This window comes from Curtobacterium sp. MCBD17_003 (genome assembly GCF_003234885.2).
Taxonomy (GTDB): domain Bacteria; phylum Actinomycetota; class Actinomycetes; order Actinomycetales; family Microbacteriaceae; genus Curtobacterium.
This window is the reverse complement of the sequence record NZ_CP126275.1, coordinates 3085389-3101431: the sequence shown is the minus strand read 5'-3', so window position 1 is coordinate 3101431 and position 16043 is coordinate 3085389. Positions and strand designations below refer to the sequence as shown.

Here is a 16043-nt window from a genome sequence, read left to right as displayed (position 1 = left end):
AACGTGCGTGCGCCCGGGCGGGCCACCCACGCCGGGACGGAGACTGCCCTGATCCCGCCCCGACCACGACCCGGAGGACCACGCATGGCTCCCGACGCACGTCCCGACGAGCGGACCTCCCGGACCCTGGGCGACTACGTGCGCATGTTCCGGACGTACTGGTTCGGCGCGGTGCTCATCGTCCTGGCCTGCGTCGCCGCGGCCGGTGCGTGGACGCTCACGCAACCGCGGGTGTACACGTCCGAGGCCTCCGGTTTCGTGCGGGTCGCGGGCAACGGCGACGCCAACCTCGACTACGCCGCCGACCAGTTGTCGAAGTCCCAGGCCGAGACGTACGTCGAGCTCGGTGGTTCGCTGGCGGTCGCGAAACGGGTGGTCCGGGCGACCGGCACCAGCGCATCACCGCAGGAGCTGCTCGGCCGCGTGCAGACCCGCCTGCCGGAGGACACGGCGATCATCGACGTCACCGCGAGCGGCGCGACCCCGCGCGAGTCCGCCGACCTCGCGGACGCGTGGATCGCGGGCATGGGGCGGCAGATCGCCGCGATCCAGTCGTCGGGGGAGGCGCTCGCCTCGGCCACGACGAAGCTCGTCCCGTTGGCCTCCGCCACCGTCCCGACGTCGCCGACGTCGCCGGACGTGCGCGCGGCGGTGACGCTCGGGGTGCTCGTCGGCCTGCTCCTGGCGTCGGTGTACGTCCTCGTGCGGCAGGCCCTCGACCGGCGCATCCGCTCGGCCGCCGCGATCGAGGCCGCGTTCGGTGTCCCCGTGCTCGGGACCATCCCGCTCAACCCCGCCCTGACCGACCACCGGCAACTCGTCGACGCCCTGCCGAACCGCACGCCCGAGGAGCGACGGGTCAACTTCGCGACGTCCGAGGCCCTCCGCGAGCTGCGCACGAACCTGTCCTACGTCCACGTCGACGAGCGCCCGAAGGTCCTCGTCGTCACGAGTCCGCTCCCGGGCGACGGCAAGTCGACGATCGCGGCGAACCTCGCCCGGTCCCTCGCCGTGACGTCCACCGGGCGGGTCGTGCTCATCGACTGCGATCTCCGGCGACCCGTGCTGTCGGCGGTCTTCGGCGTGGCCCGGGGCGCGGGCCTCACCGACGTGCTGTCCGGACGCGCGGACCTCGCCGACGTCATGCAGCAGACCGACGACGTCGGCAACCTGTGGATCGTCGGGTCCGGCCGCGTTCCACCGAACCCGAGCGAGCTGCTCGGGTCGCGGATGTTCCGGGACATCCTCGCCTCGCTCGGGGAACACGCGACGGTGGTCCTCGACGCGCCGCCGATCCTCGCCGTCACCGACGCCGTCGTGCTCGCGGCCGGTGCGGACGGCCTCGTGGTGACGGTCTCGGCGCAGGGCACCACGATCGACCAGCTCGGACGGGCGCTGCAGCTCGTGGCCCGGGGTGGGGGGACCGTGCTGGGTGCGGTGCTCAACCGGGTCCCGACGCGCGGGCAGGACGCGCGCGACTACGGCTACTACGGCGGCGCGTACTACGCGGGGGACGACGACGGGTCGGAGTCCGCTCCCGGCACGGACGGCGGCGCGGAACACGGCACGGACGGCGACGCGGAAGCGCGCGCAGCCCGCGGGGCCCGCGCCTCCGGCGGGTCCCGGCTCACGCCCTCCCTGCCCGACCGGGACGTCTCGGTCCCACACTCGCCCGTGGTGTCCCCGTACGATCCGTCCCTCGAGCTCCCCTCGCGGCGGAGCCGGCGGCGGGCGGCCGCGGTCGGTGGGACCGACGACACCCGGCCGTGAGGGCCGCAGCACGGCTGGACGCACGTGCCACCGTCGAGCTGGCGCACGCCGTCGTGGCGGACGCCGCGGCCGTCGCCGGTGTCCCGTTCCTGGTCCTCAAGGGTCTCGGCGCTCAGCACCACGGCCTCCAGGACCGACACCGGGTCCCGGCGGACGTCGACGTCCTCGTGCCACCGCGCGGCGTTCCGGTGATGACCGCCGAGCTCGAGCGCCGTGGGTGGCGCCGACGGCCCGCGGACGCGGACGACGTGACGTTCAGCCGCCACTCCGTCACGCTGTTCCGCAGCGGGTGGAGCTGCGACCTGGACGTGCACGACCGGTTCCCGGGCTTCGGGACGGACACCGACGCGGTGTTCGCCCGGCTCTGGAGGACCCGGTGCGCGCTCGTCGTCGCCGGGGCGTCCGTCCCGGTCCCGGACCTGCCCGAGGCGGTCCTCGTGCAGGCGCTGCACTGCCTCCGGAGCATCACCGTCCCCCGTCACGCGGAGGAGTACGCGCACCTCGTCGAGCGGACGGCCGGCGACGGGACCCCGGCCCTGCTCGCGCCGACCGTCCTCGACGCGGCCCGCGCGCTCGGCGCGGTGCCCGCGGCGCGGCCGTTCCTCACCGACGCGTTCGGCATCGAGCTCGACGACTGGGGTGTGCCCGACCTGCGGTGGCGCCTGCTGACGGCCGCGTCGTCACCCCACGCGCGGCGGCTGCTCGCGCTCGTCGAGGCGCCGTGGCGCGAGCGACTCCGCGTGGTCCGGGTCGCCCTGCTCCCACCACGGGAGACGCTGGAGAAACGGGGACTCGGAGGGCTCGACGGCCTCGGCCTCCTCACGGCCTACGCCCGCCGACTGTGGCGTGGCGTGCGGTTCCTGCCGTCCGCGGCCCGGGAGGCCCGACGCGCGCGGGACCGCGGCTGACGGTCCGGCGTCGGCCTGCTCGGGCGCCGCCTCCAGGCCGCCTCCGCCCGGCGCGTCGGCACGGTCGAGGCGGGGCAACGCGAACGTGAACGTGAGGAGGATCCCGGCCTGCAACCACACGAGGAGGTCGAACGAGAACCCCATCCCGAACCAGAGCAGGACGAGGGCCCGGCCCTGCGCGTCCGCCCGGACGGCCACGACGACGACCACGGCGAGGAACACGGCCAGGCCGACGACGCCGGTGGTGCCGAGCAGGTACACCGGGAGGTCGTCCACCACCTGCAGCCCGTACGTCGTCTCGATGAGGTGGTCAGCGAACAGCCGGGTCTCGCTGCCGAACCCGGTGCCCCAGAGCGACTCGGCCAGGGGACGGGCGAGCAACCGGGGGACCGCGGCGATCGAGGTCGAGCGGTGGATCCAGGAGCCGGAGGACAGGAGCTCGGTCGTGACCGTGGAGATCCCGAAGTCGAGCACGGCCACGATGCCCCCGACGATCGCCGTGAGGACCACGTTCCTGGCCCACCGGCCGATCCCGCGCCGGTGGACCGCGTGCAGGAGGACCCCGAGGACGGCGCAGAGGACCGCGCTGCGGGTACCGGAGAGGAACACGCCGACCGCGGCGACGAGGAGCGCGACGCTCCGGACGGCGCCGGACATGCCGATGCGGTTGCTCCACGCCACCACGACCGCGATCGCCTCGAACGTCCCGAACACGATCGGCTGCCCCATCGACCCCTGGCCGCGTTCCCACACGTCGCCCGTCAGGGGGTTCGGGCGGGAGACCCCACCACGCTGACCCCAGATGGGCGTGGCACCCGTGACCAGGTCGACGGCGGTCCACGCGACCTCGACGGCGGCGATGACGAGCACGGCGATGAGGACGATGCGGAGGCCGCGGGCGTCGAGGTGCGCCGTGACGAGGGCGACCACCACGGCGGTGCCGAAGTACACCGTGAGACGCGAGGTCGAGTACGACCCCGCGAGGAGGGCGCCGACGCCGATCCACACCCAGAGGGCGGTCGGGACGAGGAAGCGCGGCGCGGTCAGGTCCGACACCGCCCCGACCCGGACGACGGCGACGAGCAGGACGACCGCGCAGAGCGCGAAGGCCGGCACCCAGACGGTGCGCGGCGCACTGTTGTTGCCGACCACGGCCGTGACCGCGAGCGTGAGCACGAGTGCCCAGGCGCGCACGGTGGCCGCCGGCACGAGCACGAGGAACGCGACGACGACCAGGAGCCCGGCGGACGCGGCCAGGGCGAGGACGGTGACGGGTGGCACACCGTTTCCTATCGCCCCGGGAGCGCCGCACTCGCGCCCTCCCGAGGGCCAGCGGCCGTCCGGGAGGCCCGGATCACCGCCGCGGCCACCCTCCTGCCGCCGACATGGTCCGGGCCCTCACCGGCACGCCGCGGGTGGCATCGAGGCGGCGCACCGGGTGACGCGGCCTGCCGCCAGGTGAGTCCGCCCCGGGGACGGGTGACCGCGGAGGCGAACCGGGACCGCCCGAGTCCCGGGCGGCCGTGGCCGTGCCCCTCGGGACCGGGCGCGGGGACCGATCATCGGCGGGGTGCGACCGGCAGCGGGGTCGCCCGGGACGAGGGGCGGGGACGCGGTGACGGATCGACCAGGGAAGCGACGCGACGTCCAGGGACTCCGGGCGGTCGCGGTGCTCGCCGTCGTGGCGGACCACACCCTCCACGCACCGCGCGGCGGCTTCGTCGGGGTCGACGTCTTCTTCGTGATCAGCGGGTTCCTCATCACCGGGTTGCTCCTGCGTGAGCACGGGCGGACCGGGACGATCTCGATCGTCGGCTTCACCCGACACCGCATCCGGCGCATCCTGCCGGCGGCGGTCCTCGTGCTCGCCGTGACCGCCGCCGCGACGGCCCTGGTCCTCGGTCCGGCACGGTGGGACGCGGTGCGGTGGGACGCACTCGCGGCGGCCGTCCTCGTCGCGAACTGGCACTTCGCCGCCACGGGGACCGACTACTTCCAGGCAGACGGGCCGACCTCGCCGCTCCAGCACTTCTGGTCCCTGTCGGTCGAGGAGCAGTTCTACCTCGTGTGGCCGTGGGTGCTCCTCGGTGTGCTGACCCTCGCCGCGCGTCGGCGACCGGGCGTCCGCACCGGTCGGACCGCGGTGCCGGCGGCCGTGGCGGTCGCGGTGCTCGGCGCCGCGTCGGTCGCCTGGTCGGCGTACGAGACGGCAGCGTCCCCCACGGTCGCCTACTTCTCGACGCCCTCCCGGGCGTGGGAGCTGCTCCTCGGGGCGGCTCTCGCGGTCGTCGCGCCCGCACTCGAGCACCTGCCGACGGCCGTCCGGCACGTCCTGGCGTGGGCCGGACTCGCCGCGATCGCGACCGCGCTCGCCCTCACCGACGCGGACCGGGGATTCCCGATGCCCGGCGCCGTCCTGCCCGTGCTCGGTGCCGTCGCGGTCCTCGCCGCCGGGATCGGGCGGGACCGTCGGCGGTGGGCACCGCTCACCGATCGGGTGTCCGGGTCCCTCGGCGACCTGTCGTACTCGATCTACCTCTGGCACTTCCCCGTCGTCGTCGTGTTCGGGCCGTACCTGCTGTTCGTGCTCGGCGAGGACCGGCCGGACGTCCAGTGGGTCGCGGGTGTGCTCGCGCTCACCGCGGTGACGTCGGTGCTCGGGTACCACCTGGTCGAGCGGCCGGTGCTCCGGAGCGCGTGGCTCGCCGACCGGGCGGCGTCCCAGCGCCGGCGGCGGCCCTCCCGGCTCGTCTGGTCGGCGACGGCGATCGCGATCACCGGTGCCGTGGTGCTCAGCGCCGTGACCCTGAACGGCGCCCAGGGTGCGGTCGACGTCCGCACGGACGGTGCGGGCGCGGCTGCGGCCGACGGCGGATTGTCCGGCACCGCGTCCGGCGGGTCGTCCGGTGCGCAGGCCGCGCTCAGCCGCGCGATCACCGCCGCGCTGCGGGCCCGGTCCTGGCCGGCCAACCTGACGCCCTCGGTGTCCCGTGCCGCCGACGAGACCCTGCCCGGCAACACGGCGCGCTGCGGCTCGGCCGCTTGGCTCCCGGCCGCCGACTGCACGTTCGGCGACCCCGCTGCGCCGCACCACGCCGTGCTCGTGGGGGACTCCATCGCCCAGGCCTACGTCCCGGCGCTCGCCGCGATCCTCGGGACGGGGGACTGGTCGCTCCGGATCACGTCGATGTACGCCTGCCCCTTCATCGACCGCGAGGTCGGCAACGTCGCGAAGCAGACCGCCATCTGCGCCGACCGACGGGCGAAGGAGGTCCAGGTCGTCCGGGACACCGAGCCGGACCTGGTCGTCGTCGCGAACACGGTCGTCCGCGGAGCCGACCGCAGCACGGGCTCGACGACGAGCGCGGCCGCCTGGAACGAGGCGTTCCGCGCGGAGTTGGAGCAGATCCTCCCCGCTGCGGACCACGTCGTCGTGCTCGCCCCGCCGCCGCCCGACAAGGACATCGAGGACTGCTACAGCAACTTCGCCGGCCCGAGCGCCTGCGTGAGCTCGGTGTCGGCATCCTCCTGGTTGTCCATGGCCTCGGACCAGATCGTCCTGATGAAGGCGCTGCACGGGTCGTTCGTCGACACGCGCCCGTGGTTCTGCGACGACGACGGCGCATGCCCGGCGTTCGTCGGGAACCTGCTCGTCAAGAAGGACCAGGCGCACCCCACCGCGGCGTACGTCGAACACCTCACACCCGTCATCCGCGCCGCGCTCGAGCACGCGGGCGTCCTCGAGACCCCCGCGTCGTCATCGCCCTCACCGTCGGCCACGACCGCCGGAGCGTCCACGCCTGCCCCGGGTGACGACACGGGGGATGCGGACCGCGGGGACGCGACGCCCGGGGTGAACGCCAGGGACCCGCGGGCGACCGACGTCCGGTCCAGCCGCGGTGGCGCACTCCGTCGGTCGTACCGTCCCGCCATGACCACCACCGGCACGGCTCCCCACCGGCTGCTCCCGCGCGGCGCCGACCCGGGCACTGACCCCGGCGCGCACCACGGCCCGGACGCGGACCGGCGGCTCCGCGTGCTCCACGTCCTCGACGCCTTCACCGCGGGCGGCGCGCAGCGCGTCGCGCTCGACCTGGCCGCCTGGACGGGACGGCGCGGCGTCGAGAGCGCCTTCGTCGGCCGTCCGGGGCCCCTGGTCGACCGCGTTCCGCCGCGCGCCGACGTCCACGTCGTGACGGGCGCCGGCCCGCTCGCCGAACTGCTCGGCATCCGCCGCGCGGTGGCGTCCGTCCGACCGGACGTCGTGCACGCGCACCAACGCCGGGGCGCGCTGCTCGCGCGGATCGCGGTGGCCGGCACCGGCGCGCGCGTGGTCGAGCACGCGCACACCTGCCTGCCCCGCGCACGGATGCGGCACCTCTCGTTCCGGAGCGAACGGGTCTTCGCCGTCAGTGAGCAGGTCCGCCGGATGGTGCTCGACCTCGGCACGCCGGCGGACCGCGTCACGTTCGTCGGCAACGTGCCCTCCGCGCTGGTGGACGCGCCGGTGCGTCCCTGGGACGTCCACGCCCCGCTCCGGGTCCTCGGCGTCGGTCGCCTCACCGAGCAGAAGGACCCCCGCCGCTTCGTCCGGGTGGTCGCGGCCCTGGCCCGGCACCGTCCGGTCCGGGCGACGTGGCTCGGCACCGGTCCGCTCCGCGACGACGTGGTGTGGCTGGCGCAGGTGCTCGGCGCACCGGTCGCGTTCCCGGGTGCCGTCGACGACGTCACGGCGGCCCTGGACGCATCCGACGTGCTCCTCATGACCTCGGCTTGGGAGGGCCTGCCGCTCGTCGTGCTCGAGGCCTTCGCCCGCCGTCGGCCCGTGGTCGCGACCGCCGCGGTCGGGTCCCCCGGGGTCCTCGACGACGGCCGCGCGGTCGTGGTGCCCGATGACGCCGACGACGAGACCGTCGCCCACCGGGTGCTCGCCGCGATCGACGACCCAGCCGAGATCCACCGCACCCTCGCGGCGGCGGCCCGACATCTCGACACCGCCGCCCGGCCCGAGCAGGTGTTCGGCCCCGTGCTGTCCGCGTACCGCGCGCTCGCCGGGGCGGGAGACCGGCGGTGACCGGGCCCTCCCTCGGGGCGCTCAGCGTCGCGACCGTCGACGAGCCGATCGTCCTCGACGTCCTCGGCGCCCGGGTGGCGCTCCGCCTGCACGGACTCGACGAGGACGGCCGCGATCGCGTCCTCGCGGACTGGTCCTGGTGCCGGACCCCGCACCGCGCGTCGGCGACGTCGACGACGGTGCACGCCGTGCTCGCGGCACCGGCGCCCGCCCCCGGTGCCGCCGCGGTCCCGGACGGCACCTCCGGGGCCCCGGACGGGCCCGGCTCGATCGTCGTCCGGGCCGCGGACGTGGACACGCTCCGTGACCGCCTCGCGCGGGCCCTCACCCTGCACGCGATCGACGCCCGTGCCGCGGACCTCCTGCTGCTGCACGCCGCCGCGGTGTGTGATCCCGTGACCGGCGCGACGGTGGCGCTCGTCGGACGTTCCGGCAGCGGCAAGACGACGGCCGCGCAGGTACTCGGGCGCACCTTCGCGTACGTCACGGACGAGACGCTCGGCGTGCAGGACGACGGGACGGTCGTGCCGTACCCCAAGCCGTTGTCGGTGGTGCGGGCCGGATCGCCGAAGGCGCAGGTCGGGCCGGACGTCGCTGGTCTCGTCCGGTCGGCGGGACCGGCGCCCTGGCTCGCCGCCGTGCTGCTGCTCGATCGCGATCCGTCCCTGCCGTCGGCGCTGCTCGAACCCGTGCGCGTCACCGAGGTCGTCGAGCCGCTGTTCGGGCAGATCAGCTACCTGTCCCGCCGCGGACGTCCGCTGGCGCGGCTCCGGCGCCTCGTCGACGCGACCGGCGGCCTGCGGGTGCTCCGGTACGCGGAGGCCCGGGACCTCGCGCCGGTCGTCGGTGGCGTCCTCGCCGGCGTGTCGGGGCGTTCGGCGGCCACGCTCGGGGCGGTCCGTGCGGTCACCGAGGCGTCATCGTCCGGACTCGCCGATCCCGGGGCGTCCGTCCGCCGCGCCGCCGTCACGGACTGGGTCGGCGACGGGGACGACGTGCTCGTCCTGCACGCGGACCGGCTCCACGTCCTGCAGGCCGTCGGTGCCGCGGTGTGGACCGCGCTCGCCCGGCCCCGGTCCCTGGACGCCCTGGTGCGGCACGCGGTCGAACGGTTCGGCACCCCCGAGGGCGCGGACGCGTCGGTCCTCGTGGCCCGGGTCGTCGAGGAGCTCCGGGAGTCCGGGCTCGTGGAGACCGGTCCGGCTACGCCCCGTGCTCCACGAGGACCCGCGGCAGCTCCGTGACGAGTTCGCTCGCCAGGTAGCCCATCGGACCGACCTGCACGGCGAGTCGGTCCCCGGCCGCCGCGTGCACGTGGGTCGCCCACACGGCCGCCTGGACGGGGGTGGCCCCCCGTGCCGCGAGGCCCGCGATCGCGCCGGACAGCACGTCGCCGCTCCCGCTCGTGCCGAGACCACCGGTGCCGGTCCCCATGGCCCAGGTCGTGCCTCCCGGTTCGGCGATGACGCTCTGGCAGGAGACGACGGCGCCGAACCGGTCGGCGATCTCGGCGAGGTCGGAGGCCAGGTCGTCCTTGTCGACGTCGCGGCCGAGGAGGCGCCCGGCCTCCGACGTGTTCGGGGTCATGACGAGCCGCCCCCGGAGCGGCGCGAGGTGCTCGGCGACCGACGGGGCGACCCCGAGCGCGAACGCGTCGAGCACGACCACCGTGTCGTCACCGACCAGGCCCGGGAGGCGCCGCACGAGTTCCCGGGTCCCGTCCGGCTCGTCGAGTCCCGGCCCGAGCAGCACGGCGTCCGCGGCGGACAGGTCGTCGCCCGCACCGTCGAGCGCGTCGCCGCGGACGTGGCCGTCGTCGTCCTCGACGAGCGGGACCACCCCGGACTCCGGGATGGCGACGGCGACGTGGGGCGCGACCGACTCCGCGATGGCGAGGGTGAGCCTCCCGGCCCCGACGCGGAGCGCGGCGAGCGCGGAGAGCATGGCGGCGCCGGGCGTGCGCGCGGCCCCGCCGACGACGACCACCTGGCCGCGGCCGTACTTCGAGCCGCCCGGCTCGGGCAGCGGCCAGTCGCGCAGGACGTTCGGGGTGACGATCTGGGATGAGCGGTCAGCGGCCGGCATGGGCGTCCTCGCTTCCGCGGTTGGGGATCGAGCCCTCGTGCTCGGTGACGGGCGTGTCCAGGTCGTCGAGGTGACCGACCGCCGAGAACTCCTCGAGCCGCCAGGGGGCGCCGACGCGGTCCCGGGTCAGGCGCGTGAGCGACGCGTTCGCGACGGTGTGGGTCCGGGCGAAGCCGAGGAGGGCGGCCTCGTCCATCCCCGTGCAGATCGCGACCGTGAGCATGACGACCGCGTCGTGGGCGGCCAGGACGAGGCGCTGCACGTCGTGCTGCGCGTCGACGTCGTGCAGGACGGAGCGGAGTCGGAGCATCACGTCCACCCAGGACTCGCCGCCCGCGGGCCGGTGGTAGTACTTGCCGAGCCAGCGTCGCCGCTCCGCCTCGTCCGGGAACAGGTGGCGCACGCCGGTGCTCGTGAGCAGGTCGAGCACGCCGAGCTCGCGGTCGCGGAGTCGTTCGTCCACCTGCAGGACCGCGGGCACCTCGGCGGTGTCGAGGGCGATCCGGATCGTCTCCTGCGCGCGGTGGTACGACGACACCCAGACGGCGAACGGAACGCTGTCGACCTGCCGGTCGGTCAGCCCCGCCCCGAGCGCCCGTGCCTGCCGCTCGCCGAGCGGGCTGAGCGGCACGTCGGCGTCCCGGTGGTCCACGATGATGCGGTCCTGCCCGGCCCGCTCGGCCTCCGCCGCCGCGACGTTCGCCGTCGACTCGCCGTGCCGTACCAACCAGAGCTCCGTGACGTCCATGCGTCCCACCGTAGGCCGCGACGTCCGCCGGGGTTCCCGGCGCCCGGACAACCCGCCGGGCGGGTGGCAGCATCGGCCGGGAGGCGCGGCACCGGTCCGCCTCGCCCCTCACGACCGGAAGCGGGTGTGCATGGCCGACGCCCCCGATCCCGTCGTGGCCGTGACCCGACCGGTGGTCCTCGAGGACGTGGACGACGGACTCCTCGCCGAACGCGCCGGCGACGGGGACGTCCGCGCGTTCGAGGTCCTGGTCCGTCGGCACGGCCCGCTCCTCCGCGCGGTCGCGTTCCGCGCGCTCGGTCGGACGGACGAGGTGGACGACGTCGTGCAGGACGCCTTCGTCGCCGCCTGGCGACAACTGCCCACGATGACCGACCCGTCCGCGATCCGCGCCTGGTTGCTCCGGGTCGTCGCACGCCGCGCGGCGGACCGGCACCGGGCCTCCCGGCCGCACGGCGAGCTCGACGACGACGTCGCGCTCGAGGAGCAGGCGACCCCCCACCGGATCGTCGAGGCACGGTCGGCGACCGAGGCGATGGCCGCGGTGCTCGCCGACCTGCCGGAACGGCAGCAGCGGTGCTGGCTCCTCAAGGAGGTCGTGGGCGAGTCGTACGAGGAGATCGCGGAGGACCTGGGCGTCCCGGTGTCGACCGTCCGAGGGCTACTCTCGCGGGCACGGAGGACCATGATGAGCCGGATGGAGGCGTGGCGATGACCGATGCAGCGCCGCCCGACGACCCCGCCGTCCTGGCGCTCGAGCCGGACCAGCTCGACGGCCACAGCGTGGACGAGCTCGTCGACTACCTCGACCGCGGCATGGAGCCGCCGGATCCGGCCATCGACGACTCGCCCGCGTGCCAGAACGCGCTCGCGGCGATCGCGCGGCTCCGCGCGGTGTCGACCGCGCTCCTCGAGCAGGAGGGCCGGGTCGCGTCCGACCGGGACGACTCGTGGGTCGGGAACGTGATCGCCGCCATCACGACGGAGGCCCAGGCCGGTCGTGACGTGCCGCTCGCCCCCGCGGCGCCCACCGAACACGCCGCCCTCACCGAGGGTGCGATCCGTGCGCTCGTCCGTCGCGCCGCGGACGGGGTGGACGGGTTGGTCGTCGGACGGTGCTCCCTGCTGGGCGACGTCACCGAACTCGACGCTCCCGTGACCGTCAGCATCACCGCGTCGCTCGTCTGGGGGCGGTCTGTCCGCACGGCCGTGACGGCCCTGCGCCGGGCGGTCGCCCGGGAACTCGCCGCGCACACCGAACTGCGGGTGGCCGGGATCGACGTCGTCGTGCGCGACGTCCACGTCCCTCGGGACGGCCAGGAGGAGGACCGATGACCGGCAGCGGACGACCGGACCTCGAAGCCGAACTCGCGACCCTGGTGGGTGCGGTGCCCGGCGTCGAGCAGGTCTACCGTCGCGGCGTCGTCCGTGCGGCGGCGGCCGGTGCACGTCGACTGGTGGGCGCGGGGGCCACGGACGCACTGGTCGAGGTCAGCCGCGACGGAGTGACCATGACGATCGCCGTCGACGGGATCCGGCCGACCGTCGAGGTCGTCCACGCGGTCCACGACGCGGTCATGGAGCATCTGACGCAGGTCGGCCTCGCGGTCCCCGTGATCGTCGTGCGGGTCGGCCGGATCGGGTGAACGGACGACCCGCAGGGCGGGTCAGCGGCGGCGTCGGGACGCCGCAGCGCGGCGCTGCTTCGCCTTCGCCAGCGCGCGCTGGACCTGGGGGTCGCGCCGCGCGTGGCGGACGATCCCGACGATGACCGGCAGGTACCGGAGCAATGCGAACACGGGGGCCTCGTTCCTCGGGTCAGTCGACCCGTGTGGTCGCGGCGGCCATGCGTGCGCGGAAGCCGCCGGTGAGTTCGATGAGCGCGGGGACCTCGTGGCCGACCGCGCGGTCGAGCCGACGGAGTGCCGACTCGATGACGGCCTGCGCGTCGGTCGGGGCGACCCCGCGCCGGCACGTCGCCGCGATCCGCAGCACCGGAGTGCGTCGGACCCGGTACGTGGTGACGCTACTCGTGACGAGTTCCGGGCGTCCGGACAGCGCGTCGCCGAGCAGGTCGCGAGCGACCGCGGTGTCGATGACGATCCGGTCGCCCTCCTGCCCGGATGCCACCGCCTCGCCGCGGGTCTCGAGCAGCACCGACGTGTGGCCGCCGCCCTGACGGACGATGAACACGACGAGCAGCGCGACGACCACTGCGAGGGCGACGAGCACCGCGATCCCGATCCAGTCGGCGCGGGTCCCGGGGATCGTCGTCGCGGCGTACGCCTGGTCCAGGCCCCGCCGGACCCCGGGTGCGTCACCGCTCCAGGCGTGCGTGACGGCCGGGACCGCGCCGAGCAGGACCCCGACGAGCCCGAGCGCGACGAGCACGATGCCGACGACGAGGAGGAACAGCCGGTTGGCCGCGCGGTTCGTGGCGTTCATGCGCCCACCTTCCCGGTGCGTTCGATGGTGGTGCGCGACCGGAGGGGCGGACGCGCGTCGGAGCGGGCGATCTCGTCGTCGACGGCGGTGACCACGGCCTCCCGGTCGACCGGCAGACCGCTCGTGGGCGTGAGTCGGACCTCGGCGGTCCGGCGCCCGACGGTGACGAGGGTCGCGTCGGGGTCGACGCCCGCGGCGTCGGCGGCGCGGCGCGCGAGCGCCGAGGCGATCACGCGGTCGTCGACGACCACGACGGTGCGGTCGGAGTGGAGCGTGCGTCGCGGACGCCGGGAGGCCCGGAGTGCGACGACGACGAGAAGGACCCCGATGAGGGCCACCACCACGCCGCCGACGATGAGCCAGGCGGCGGCCACCGTGCTCGCGGCGACGAGGGCGGCGCCCATGTCACCCGGGGCGGCGAGCAGCGGCCGCATCCCGAGCATCGCCAGGACGACCTCCGTGCCGGCGTACGCGCAGGCCAGGATGACCAGCACGGCGGTGACGACGGCGGGGACGGCCTTGGACGAGTGCGTCTCGCGGCGGGCGACCCGTCGGAGCAGGTGGTCGGTGCTCATCGGACCCGCCGTTCTGTGCGGATGACCGCGCCGGTCAGATGGAGCGTGACCTGCGCGAGGTGCCGGCCGGTCAGCGCGGGGACACGGTCGCGCAGCGTGCGCTGCGCGGCGGAGCAGCGCTCGACGAGGCTCGGGGCGTCGTCGTCGGCGTCGAGCCCGCGGACGCCGATCGGCGTCCGCAGGATCGCGGCGAGGGCACCCTCTCGGTCCTCGAGGTCCACGTGGACGTGGTCGGCGTCCACGTCGAGCTCCTCCGCCGTCAGCGCGGCGACGACCCGGGACAGGGCGCGCGCGGTGACCCGGGTCCGCCCCGGCGTGTCGGTGCGGTCGGGTCGGACCCCGGTCGAGGTCCGACCCGCCGCGGCCGTGGCGGTGGCGGTCGTCACGAGGACGACCGCTTCCCGCGGACGGCGTCGCTCAGGGCACGGACGTCGAGCTTGCCCTCGGTGATCCGCCCGACGACGGCACCGATGGCCATCGCGGCCGCGACACCGATGAAGGGCCAGAACCCGGCCCAGATCCACACGATCGCCAGTGTCGCCGCGACGAGGATGCCGAAACGCGTTGCGGTCATCGTCACGCCTGCTGCTCGTCGTCGGCCGTCGGGATGTGCACGTCGGTGACCTTGACGTTCACCTCGGTGACCTGGAGCCCGACGTAGTCCTCGATGGCCCCGGCCACGGCGGTGCGGACACCGTCGGCGACGGCCTGCAGGTCGGTCGGGTACTCCGCGACGATGACGACGTCGGCCGCGACCTGGGTCTCGCCGACCTGGACGCTGATGCCCTGGCTGAGGTCGGTGTTGTTCGCCAGGCCGCGGATCGCGCCGATGGCACGGGCCGCTCCGCCGCCGAGCGCGAAGACGCCCGGGACCTCACGGGCCGCGATGCCGGCGATCTTCGCGACGACCGCGTTGTCGATGTCGGTCTTGCCGCCGACCGTGCCGGTGCCGGTCGAACTGAGCGTGGTGGCCGTCGCGGCCGTGGCGGGTGTGGTGGCGCTCGCAGTGGTGGCCATGGTGTTCCTCCCTGTCGTGGGTCCGGACGGACCCGCACTCCGTGGTGCTGCAGGGGAGTCGTGTCGACCGGACCGATCGTCACGTCCGGAGGGCTGGGAGATCGCTCACGGATCGGGGGACGTCGCTCGATCCCGCCGACCGTCCGGCTTCAGTCCACCAGGTCCAGGTATTGGGACCGCGCTGGCATGGCGTGGATGATCAGCTCGTTGCCGCTGTCGAATCGCAACACCACGATCTCCAGGAGTCGCGCGGCGGCGTCGAAACCCAGGCGGAACTCGCGGGCAGGGCTCTCGTCATCGAGCGGTGCCGCATAGACGTACCGCTCCGCCGCATGGACGGCGTCCGTCGCATCGATGCCGTGCTTCCCCGCGGAGCGGTGGACATCCACTAGGCGGCGTCGATCCAGGCGTGGACGGCGGCGCGGATGACCTCCGAACGGCTCAGGTGATCGTGCTCGGCTCGCTGGGTCAACGCCTGGAGGAGTGCCGCGTCCATCCGCACTGGCACGACCGTGCCCGGCCCGTCGCCCACCGGTCGACGCCCGCGGCGGCGGAGCTGTTCCAGCGGGTACCCGGCTTCCGCCTCGGTCGCCCATGCCTCGACCATCGCATCCGTGACCGGAACGCCGTCCACCGTCTCGTTCGACATGGCGTCATCGTATTACGGAATTCCTCCGTCCGCGGGACCGGGGTGTTCAGGCCACGCCGACCCGGGCCTCCCGGCCGGCGAGCAGCGCGGGCACGTCCGCGACGCCGTCGAGCACGTGGTCGTGGGGTTCGGCCTCGAGCTCCGCGCGGGACAGGGCGCCGGTGCACACGCCGACGGCGACCACGCCCGCGTTCCGGGCCGCCCGGACGTCGACGACGGTGTCGCCGGCAGCCAGGACCTGGCGCACGTCCTCCACGCCGAGCAGCTCCATCGCGTGGTGGATCATGTACGGCGCGGGGCGGCCGGCCCGGACGTCGGACGTCGTCACGACCGCGTCGACGGTGTGCGCCGGGCCCCGGCCGACGGTCCAGCCGAGCGAGGCGAGGAGCGACCCCACGACGGGTTCGTCGAACCCCGTGGTGAGCGCGACCCGGACGCCCCGCGCCCGGAGGTCCGCCAGCGCGGCCTCGACGCCTGCCATCGGGACGGGCGGGTCGGCGCGGTACAGGTCGTCGAGGGTCGCGCGGAAGGCGCGGAAGGTCGCGGACACGATCGACGGCGTCGGCTGCACGCCCCCGAGCTCGAGGAGGGCCGTGATCGCCTCCTCCTTGTCGGTGCCCATCCACCGTTGCAGGTCGGCGTCCGCGACGGGCGCGCCGGCATCCTCCACGGCGGATCGCAGGGCTCGGTACACCGCGCCCCGGTCGTCGATCGTCGTCCCGGCCATGTCGAACACCACTGCGCTGATCACGGGCAGAGCGTAGGGGAGCGC

At 74.9% G+C, this 16043-nt stretch carries 18 protein-coding genes; 7 read left to right on the top strand and 11 right to left on the bottom strand.

The genetic code is table 11. The annotated features are described in order from the left end of the window. The first annotated feature begins 84 nt into the window (after positions 1-84). The 4 genes from DEI88_RS14680 to DEI88_RS14665 all read left to right on the top strand — a co-directional run bounded on the left by DEI88_RS14680 (position 85) and on the right by DEI88_RS14665 (position 8996). Positions 85-1770 carry a tyrosine-protein kinase domain-containing protein gene (locus DEI88_RS14680; RefSeq protein WP_111071840.1) on the top strand — a complete coding sequence of 562 codons (1686 nt, stop codon included), beginning with the start codon at positions 85-87 and terminating at the stop codon, positions 1768-1770. After that, the gene (locus DEI88_RS14675; protein ID WP_111071839.1) at positions 1767-2678 is read left to right on the top strand and encodes a nucleotidyltransferase family protein; all 912 of its coding nucleotides are present in this window, start codon (positions 1767-1769) and stop codon (positions 2676-2678) included. The genes DEI88_RS14680 and DEI88_RS14675 overlap by 4 nt, the downstream gene beginning before the upstream one ends. A 1615-nt stretch (positions 2679-4293) precedes the next feature. Beyond that, a complete protein-coding gene (locus DEI88_RS14670) occupies positions 4294-7752 on the top strand; it encodes an acyltransferase family protein (RefSeq protein WP_146246056.1) in 3459 nt (1152 codons plus the stop codon). Next, positions 7749-8996 carry a PqqD family protein gene (locus DEI88_RS14665; protein ID WP_111071837.1) on the top strand — a complete coding sequence of 416 codons (1248 nt, stop codon included), beginning with the start codon at positions 7749-7751 and terminating at the stop codon, positions 8994-8996. The genes DEI88_RS14670 and DEI88_RS14665 overlap by 4 nt, the downstream gene beginning before the upstream one ends. Here the strand turns inward: DEI88_RS14665 and DEI88_RS14660 are convergent. Continuing rightward, the gene (locus DEI88_RS14660; RefSeq protein WP_111071836.1) at positions 8956-9837 is read right to left on the bottom strand and encodes an NAD(P)H-hydrate dehydratase; all 882 of its coding nucleotides are present in this window, start codon (positions 9835-9837) and stop codon (positions 8956-8958) included. The genes DEI88_RS14665 and DEI88_RS14660 overlap by 41 nt on opposite strands. Then, entirely contained in the window at positions 9824-10585 is a 762-nt protein-coding gene (locus DEI88_RS14655) for a histidine phosphatase family protein (RefSeq protein WP_111071835.1), read from the bottom strand. Before DEI88_RS14655 ends, DEI88_RS14660 begins: the two co-directional genes overlap by 14 nt. A 130-nt stretch (positions 10586-10715) precedes the next feature. Between DEI88_RS14655 and DEI88_RS14650 the strand changes: the two genes are divergently transcribed. The 3 genes from DEI88_RS14650 to DEI88_RS14640 are packed head-to-tail and all read left to right on the top strand — an operon-like array spanning position 10716 to position 12231. Then, complete coding sequence (locus tag DEI88_RS14650; protein ID WP_111071834.1) at positions 10716-11300, top strand: RNA polymerase sigma factor; 585 nt, start codon at positions 10716-10718, stop codon at positions 11298-11300. Next, positions 11297-11920 (top strand): Asp23/Gls24 family envelope stress response protein, encoded by a 624-nt coding sequence (locus DEI88_RS14645; RefSeq protein ID WP_146246055.1) that lies wholly within the window; start codon positions 11297-11299, stop codon positions 11918-11920. Before DEI88_RS14650 ends, DEI88_RS14645 begins: the two co-directional genes overlap by 4 nt. Beyond that, entirely contained in the window at positions 11917-12231 is a 315-nt protein-coding gene (locus tag DEI88_RS14640) for a hypothetical protein (protein WP_111013048.1), read from the top strand. The genes DEI88_RS14645 and DEI88_RS14640 overlap by 4 nt, the downstream gene beginning before the upstream one ends. Positions 12232-12252: 21 nt before the next feature. On the opposite strand, the gene DEI88_RS14635 is transcribed toward DEI88_RS14640, so the two are convergent. The 9 genes from DEI88_RS14635 to DEI88_RS14595 form a co-directional block, all read right to left on the bottom strand. After that, positions 12253-12384, bottom strand: a complete 132-nt coding sequence (locus DEI88_RS14635) for a hypothetical protein (protein WP_258370121.1) — start codon at positions 12382-12384, stop codon at positions 12253-12255. Positions 12385-12403: 19 nt separating this feature from the next. Further along, positions 12404-13030, bottom strand: coding sequence for a hypothetical protein (locus tag DEI88_RS14630; RefSeq protein ID WP_111071832.1), 627 nt, complete (start codon positions 13028-13030; stop codon positions 12404-12406). After that, positions 13027-13605 carry a DUF6286 domain-containing protein gene (locus DEI88_RS14625; RefSeq protein ID WP_111013050.1) on the bottom strand — a complete coding sequence of 193 codons (579 nt, stop codon included), beginning with the start codon at positions 13603-13605 and terminating at the stop codon, positions 13027-13029. Before DEI88_RS14625 ends, DEI88_RS14630 begins: the two co-directional genes overlap by 4 nt. Beyond that, a complete protein-coding gene (locus DEI88_RS14620) occupies positions 13602-13991 on the bottom strand; it encodes a hypothetical protein (RefSeq protein WP_111036156.1) in 390 nt (129 codons plus the stop codon). Before DEI88_RS14620 ends, DEI88_RS14625 begins: the two co-directional genes overlap by 4 nt. After that, positions 13988-14179, bottom strand: coding sequence for a hypothetical protein (locus DEI88_RS14615; RefSeq protein ID WP_111010714.1), 192 nt, complete (start codon positions 14177-14179; stop codon positions 13988-13990). Before DEI88_RS14615 ends, DEI88_RS14620 begins: the two co-directional genes overlap by 4 nt. Positions 14180-14181: 2 nt before the next feature. Continuing rightward, complete coding sequence (locus tag DEI88_RS14610; RefSeq protein WP_111010698.1) at positions 14182-14622, bottom strand: Asp23/Gls24 family envelope stress response protein; 441 nt, start codon at positions 14620-14622, stop codon at positions 14182-14184. Between the two features lie 149 nt (positions 14623-14771). Continuing rightward, positions 14772-15011, bottom strand: a complete 240-nt coding sequence (locus tag DEI88_RS14605) for a toxin (RefSeq protein ID WP_111013052.1) — start codon at positions 15009-15011, stop codon at positions 14772-14774. Further along, entirely contained in the window at positions 15011-15271 is a 261-nt protein-coding gene (locus DEI88_RS14600; RefSeq protein ID WP_111013053.1) for a ribbon-helix-helix protein, CopG family, read from the bottom strand. Before DEI88_RS14600 ends, DEI88_RS14605 begins: the two co-directional genes overlap by 1 nt. Positions 15272-15317: 46 nt before the next feature. Continuing rightward, positions 15318-16022 carry a phosphonatase-like hydrolase gene (locus DEI88_RS14595; RefSeq protein WP_258368639.1) on the bottom strand — a complete coding sequence of 235 codons (705 nt, stop codon included), beginning with the start codon at positions 16020-16022 and terminating at the stop codon, positions 15318-15320. Positions 16023-16043 lie beyond the last annotated feature (21 nt).

What these genes read in the sequence shown, in the direction of transcription:
- DEI88_RS14615 (WP_111010714.1), bottom strand. Translation starts at nt 14,179, where the DNA reads ATGACCGCAACGCGTTTCGGCATCCTCGTCGCGGCGACACTGGCGATC.
- DEI88_RS14660 (WP_111071836.1), bottom strand. Translation starts at nt 9,837, where the DNA reads ATGCCGGCCGCTGACCGCTCATCCCAGATCGTCACCCCGAACGTCCTG.
- DEI88_RS14630 (WP_111071832.1), bottom strand. Translation starts at nt 13,030, where the DNA reads ATGAACGCCACGAACCGCGCGGCCAACCGGCTGTTCCTCCTCGTCGTC.
- DEI88_RS14610 (WP_111010698.1), bottom strand. Translation starts at nt 14,622, where the DNA reads ATGGCCACCACTGCGAGCGCCACCACACCCGCCACGGCCGCGACGGCC.
- DEI88_RS14600 (WP_111013053.1), bottom strand. Translation starts at nt 15,271, where the DNA reads ATGTCGAACGAGACGGTGGACGGCGTTCCGGTCACGGATGCGATGGTC.
- DEI88_RS14650 (WP_111071834.1), top strand. Translation starts at nt 10,716, where the DNA reads ATGGCCGACGCCCCCGATCCCGTCGTGGCCGTGACCCGACCGGTGGTC.
- DEI88_RS14640 (WP_111013048.1), top strand. Translation starts at nt 11,917, where the DNA reads ATGACCGGCAGCGGACGACCGGACCTCGAAGCCGAACTCGCGACCCTG.
- DEI88_RS14680 (WP_111071840.1), top strand. Translation starts at nt 85, where the DNA reads ATGGCTCCCGACGCACGTCCCGACGAGCGGACCTCCCGGACCCTGGGC.
- DEI88_RS14655 (WP_111071835.1), bottom strand. Translation starts at nt 10,585, where the DNA reads ATGGACGTCACGGAGCTCTGGTTGGTACGGCACGGCGAGTCGACGGCG.
- DEI88_RS14645 (WP_146246055.1), top strand. Translation starts at nt 11,297, where the DNA reads ATGACCGATGCAGCGCCGCCCGACGACCCCGCCGTCCTGGCGCTCGAG.
- DEI88_RS14625 (WP_111013050.1), bottom strand. Translation starts at nt 13,605, where the DNA reads ATGAGCACCGACCACCTGCTCCGACGGGTCGCCCGCCGCGAGACGCAC.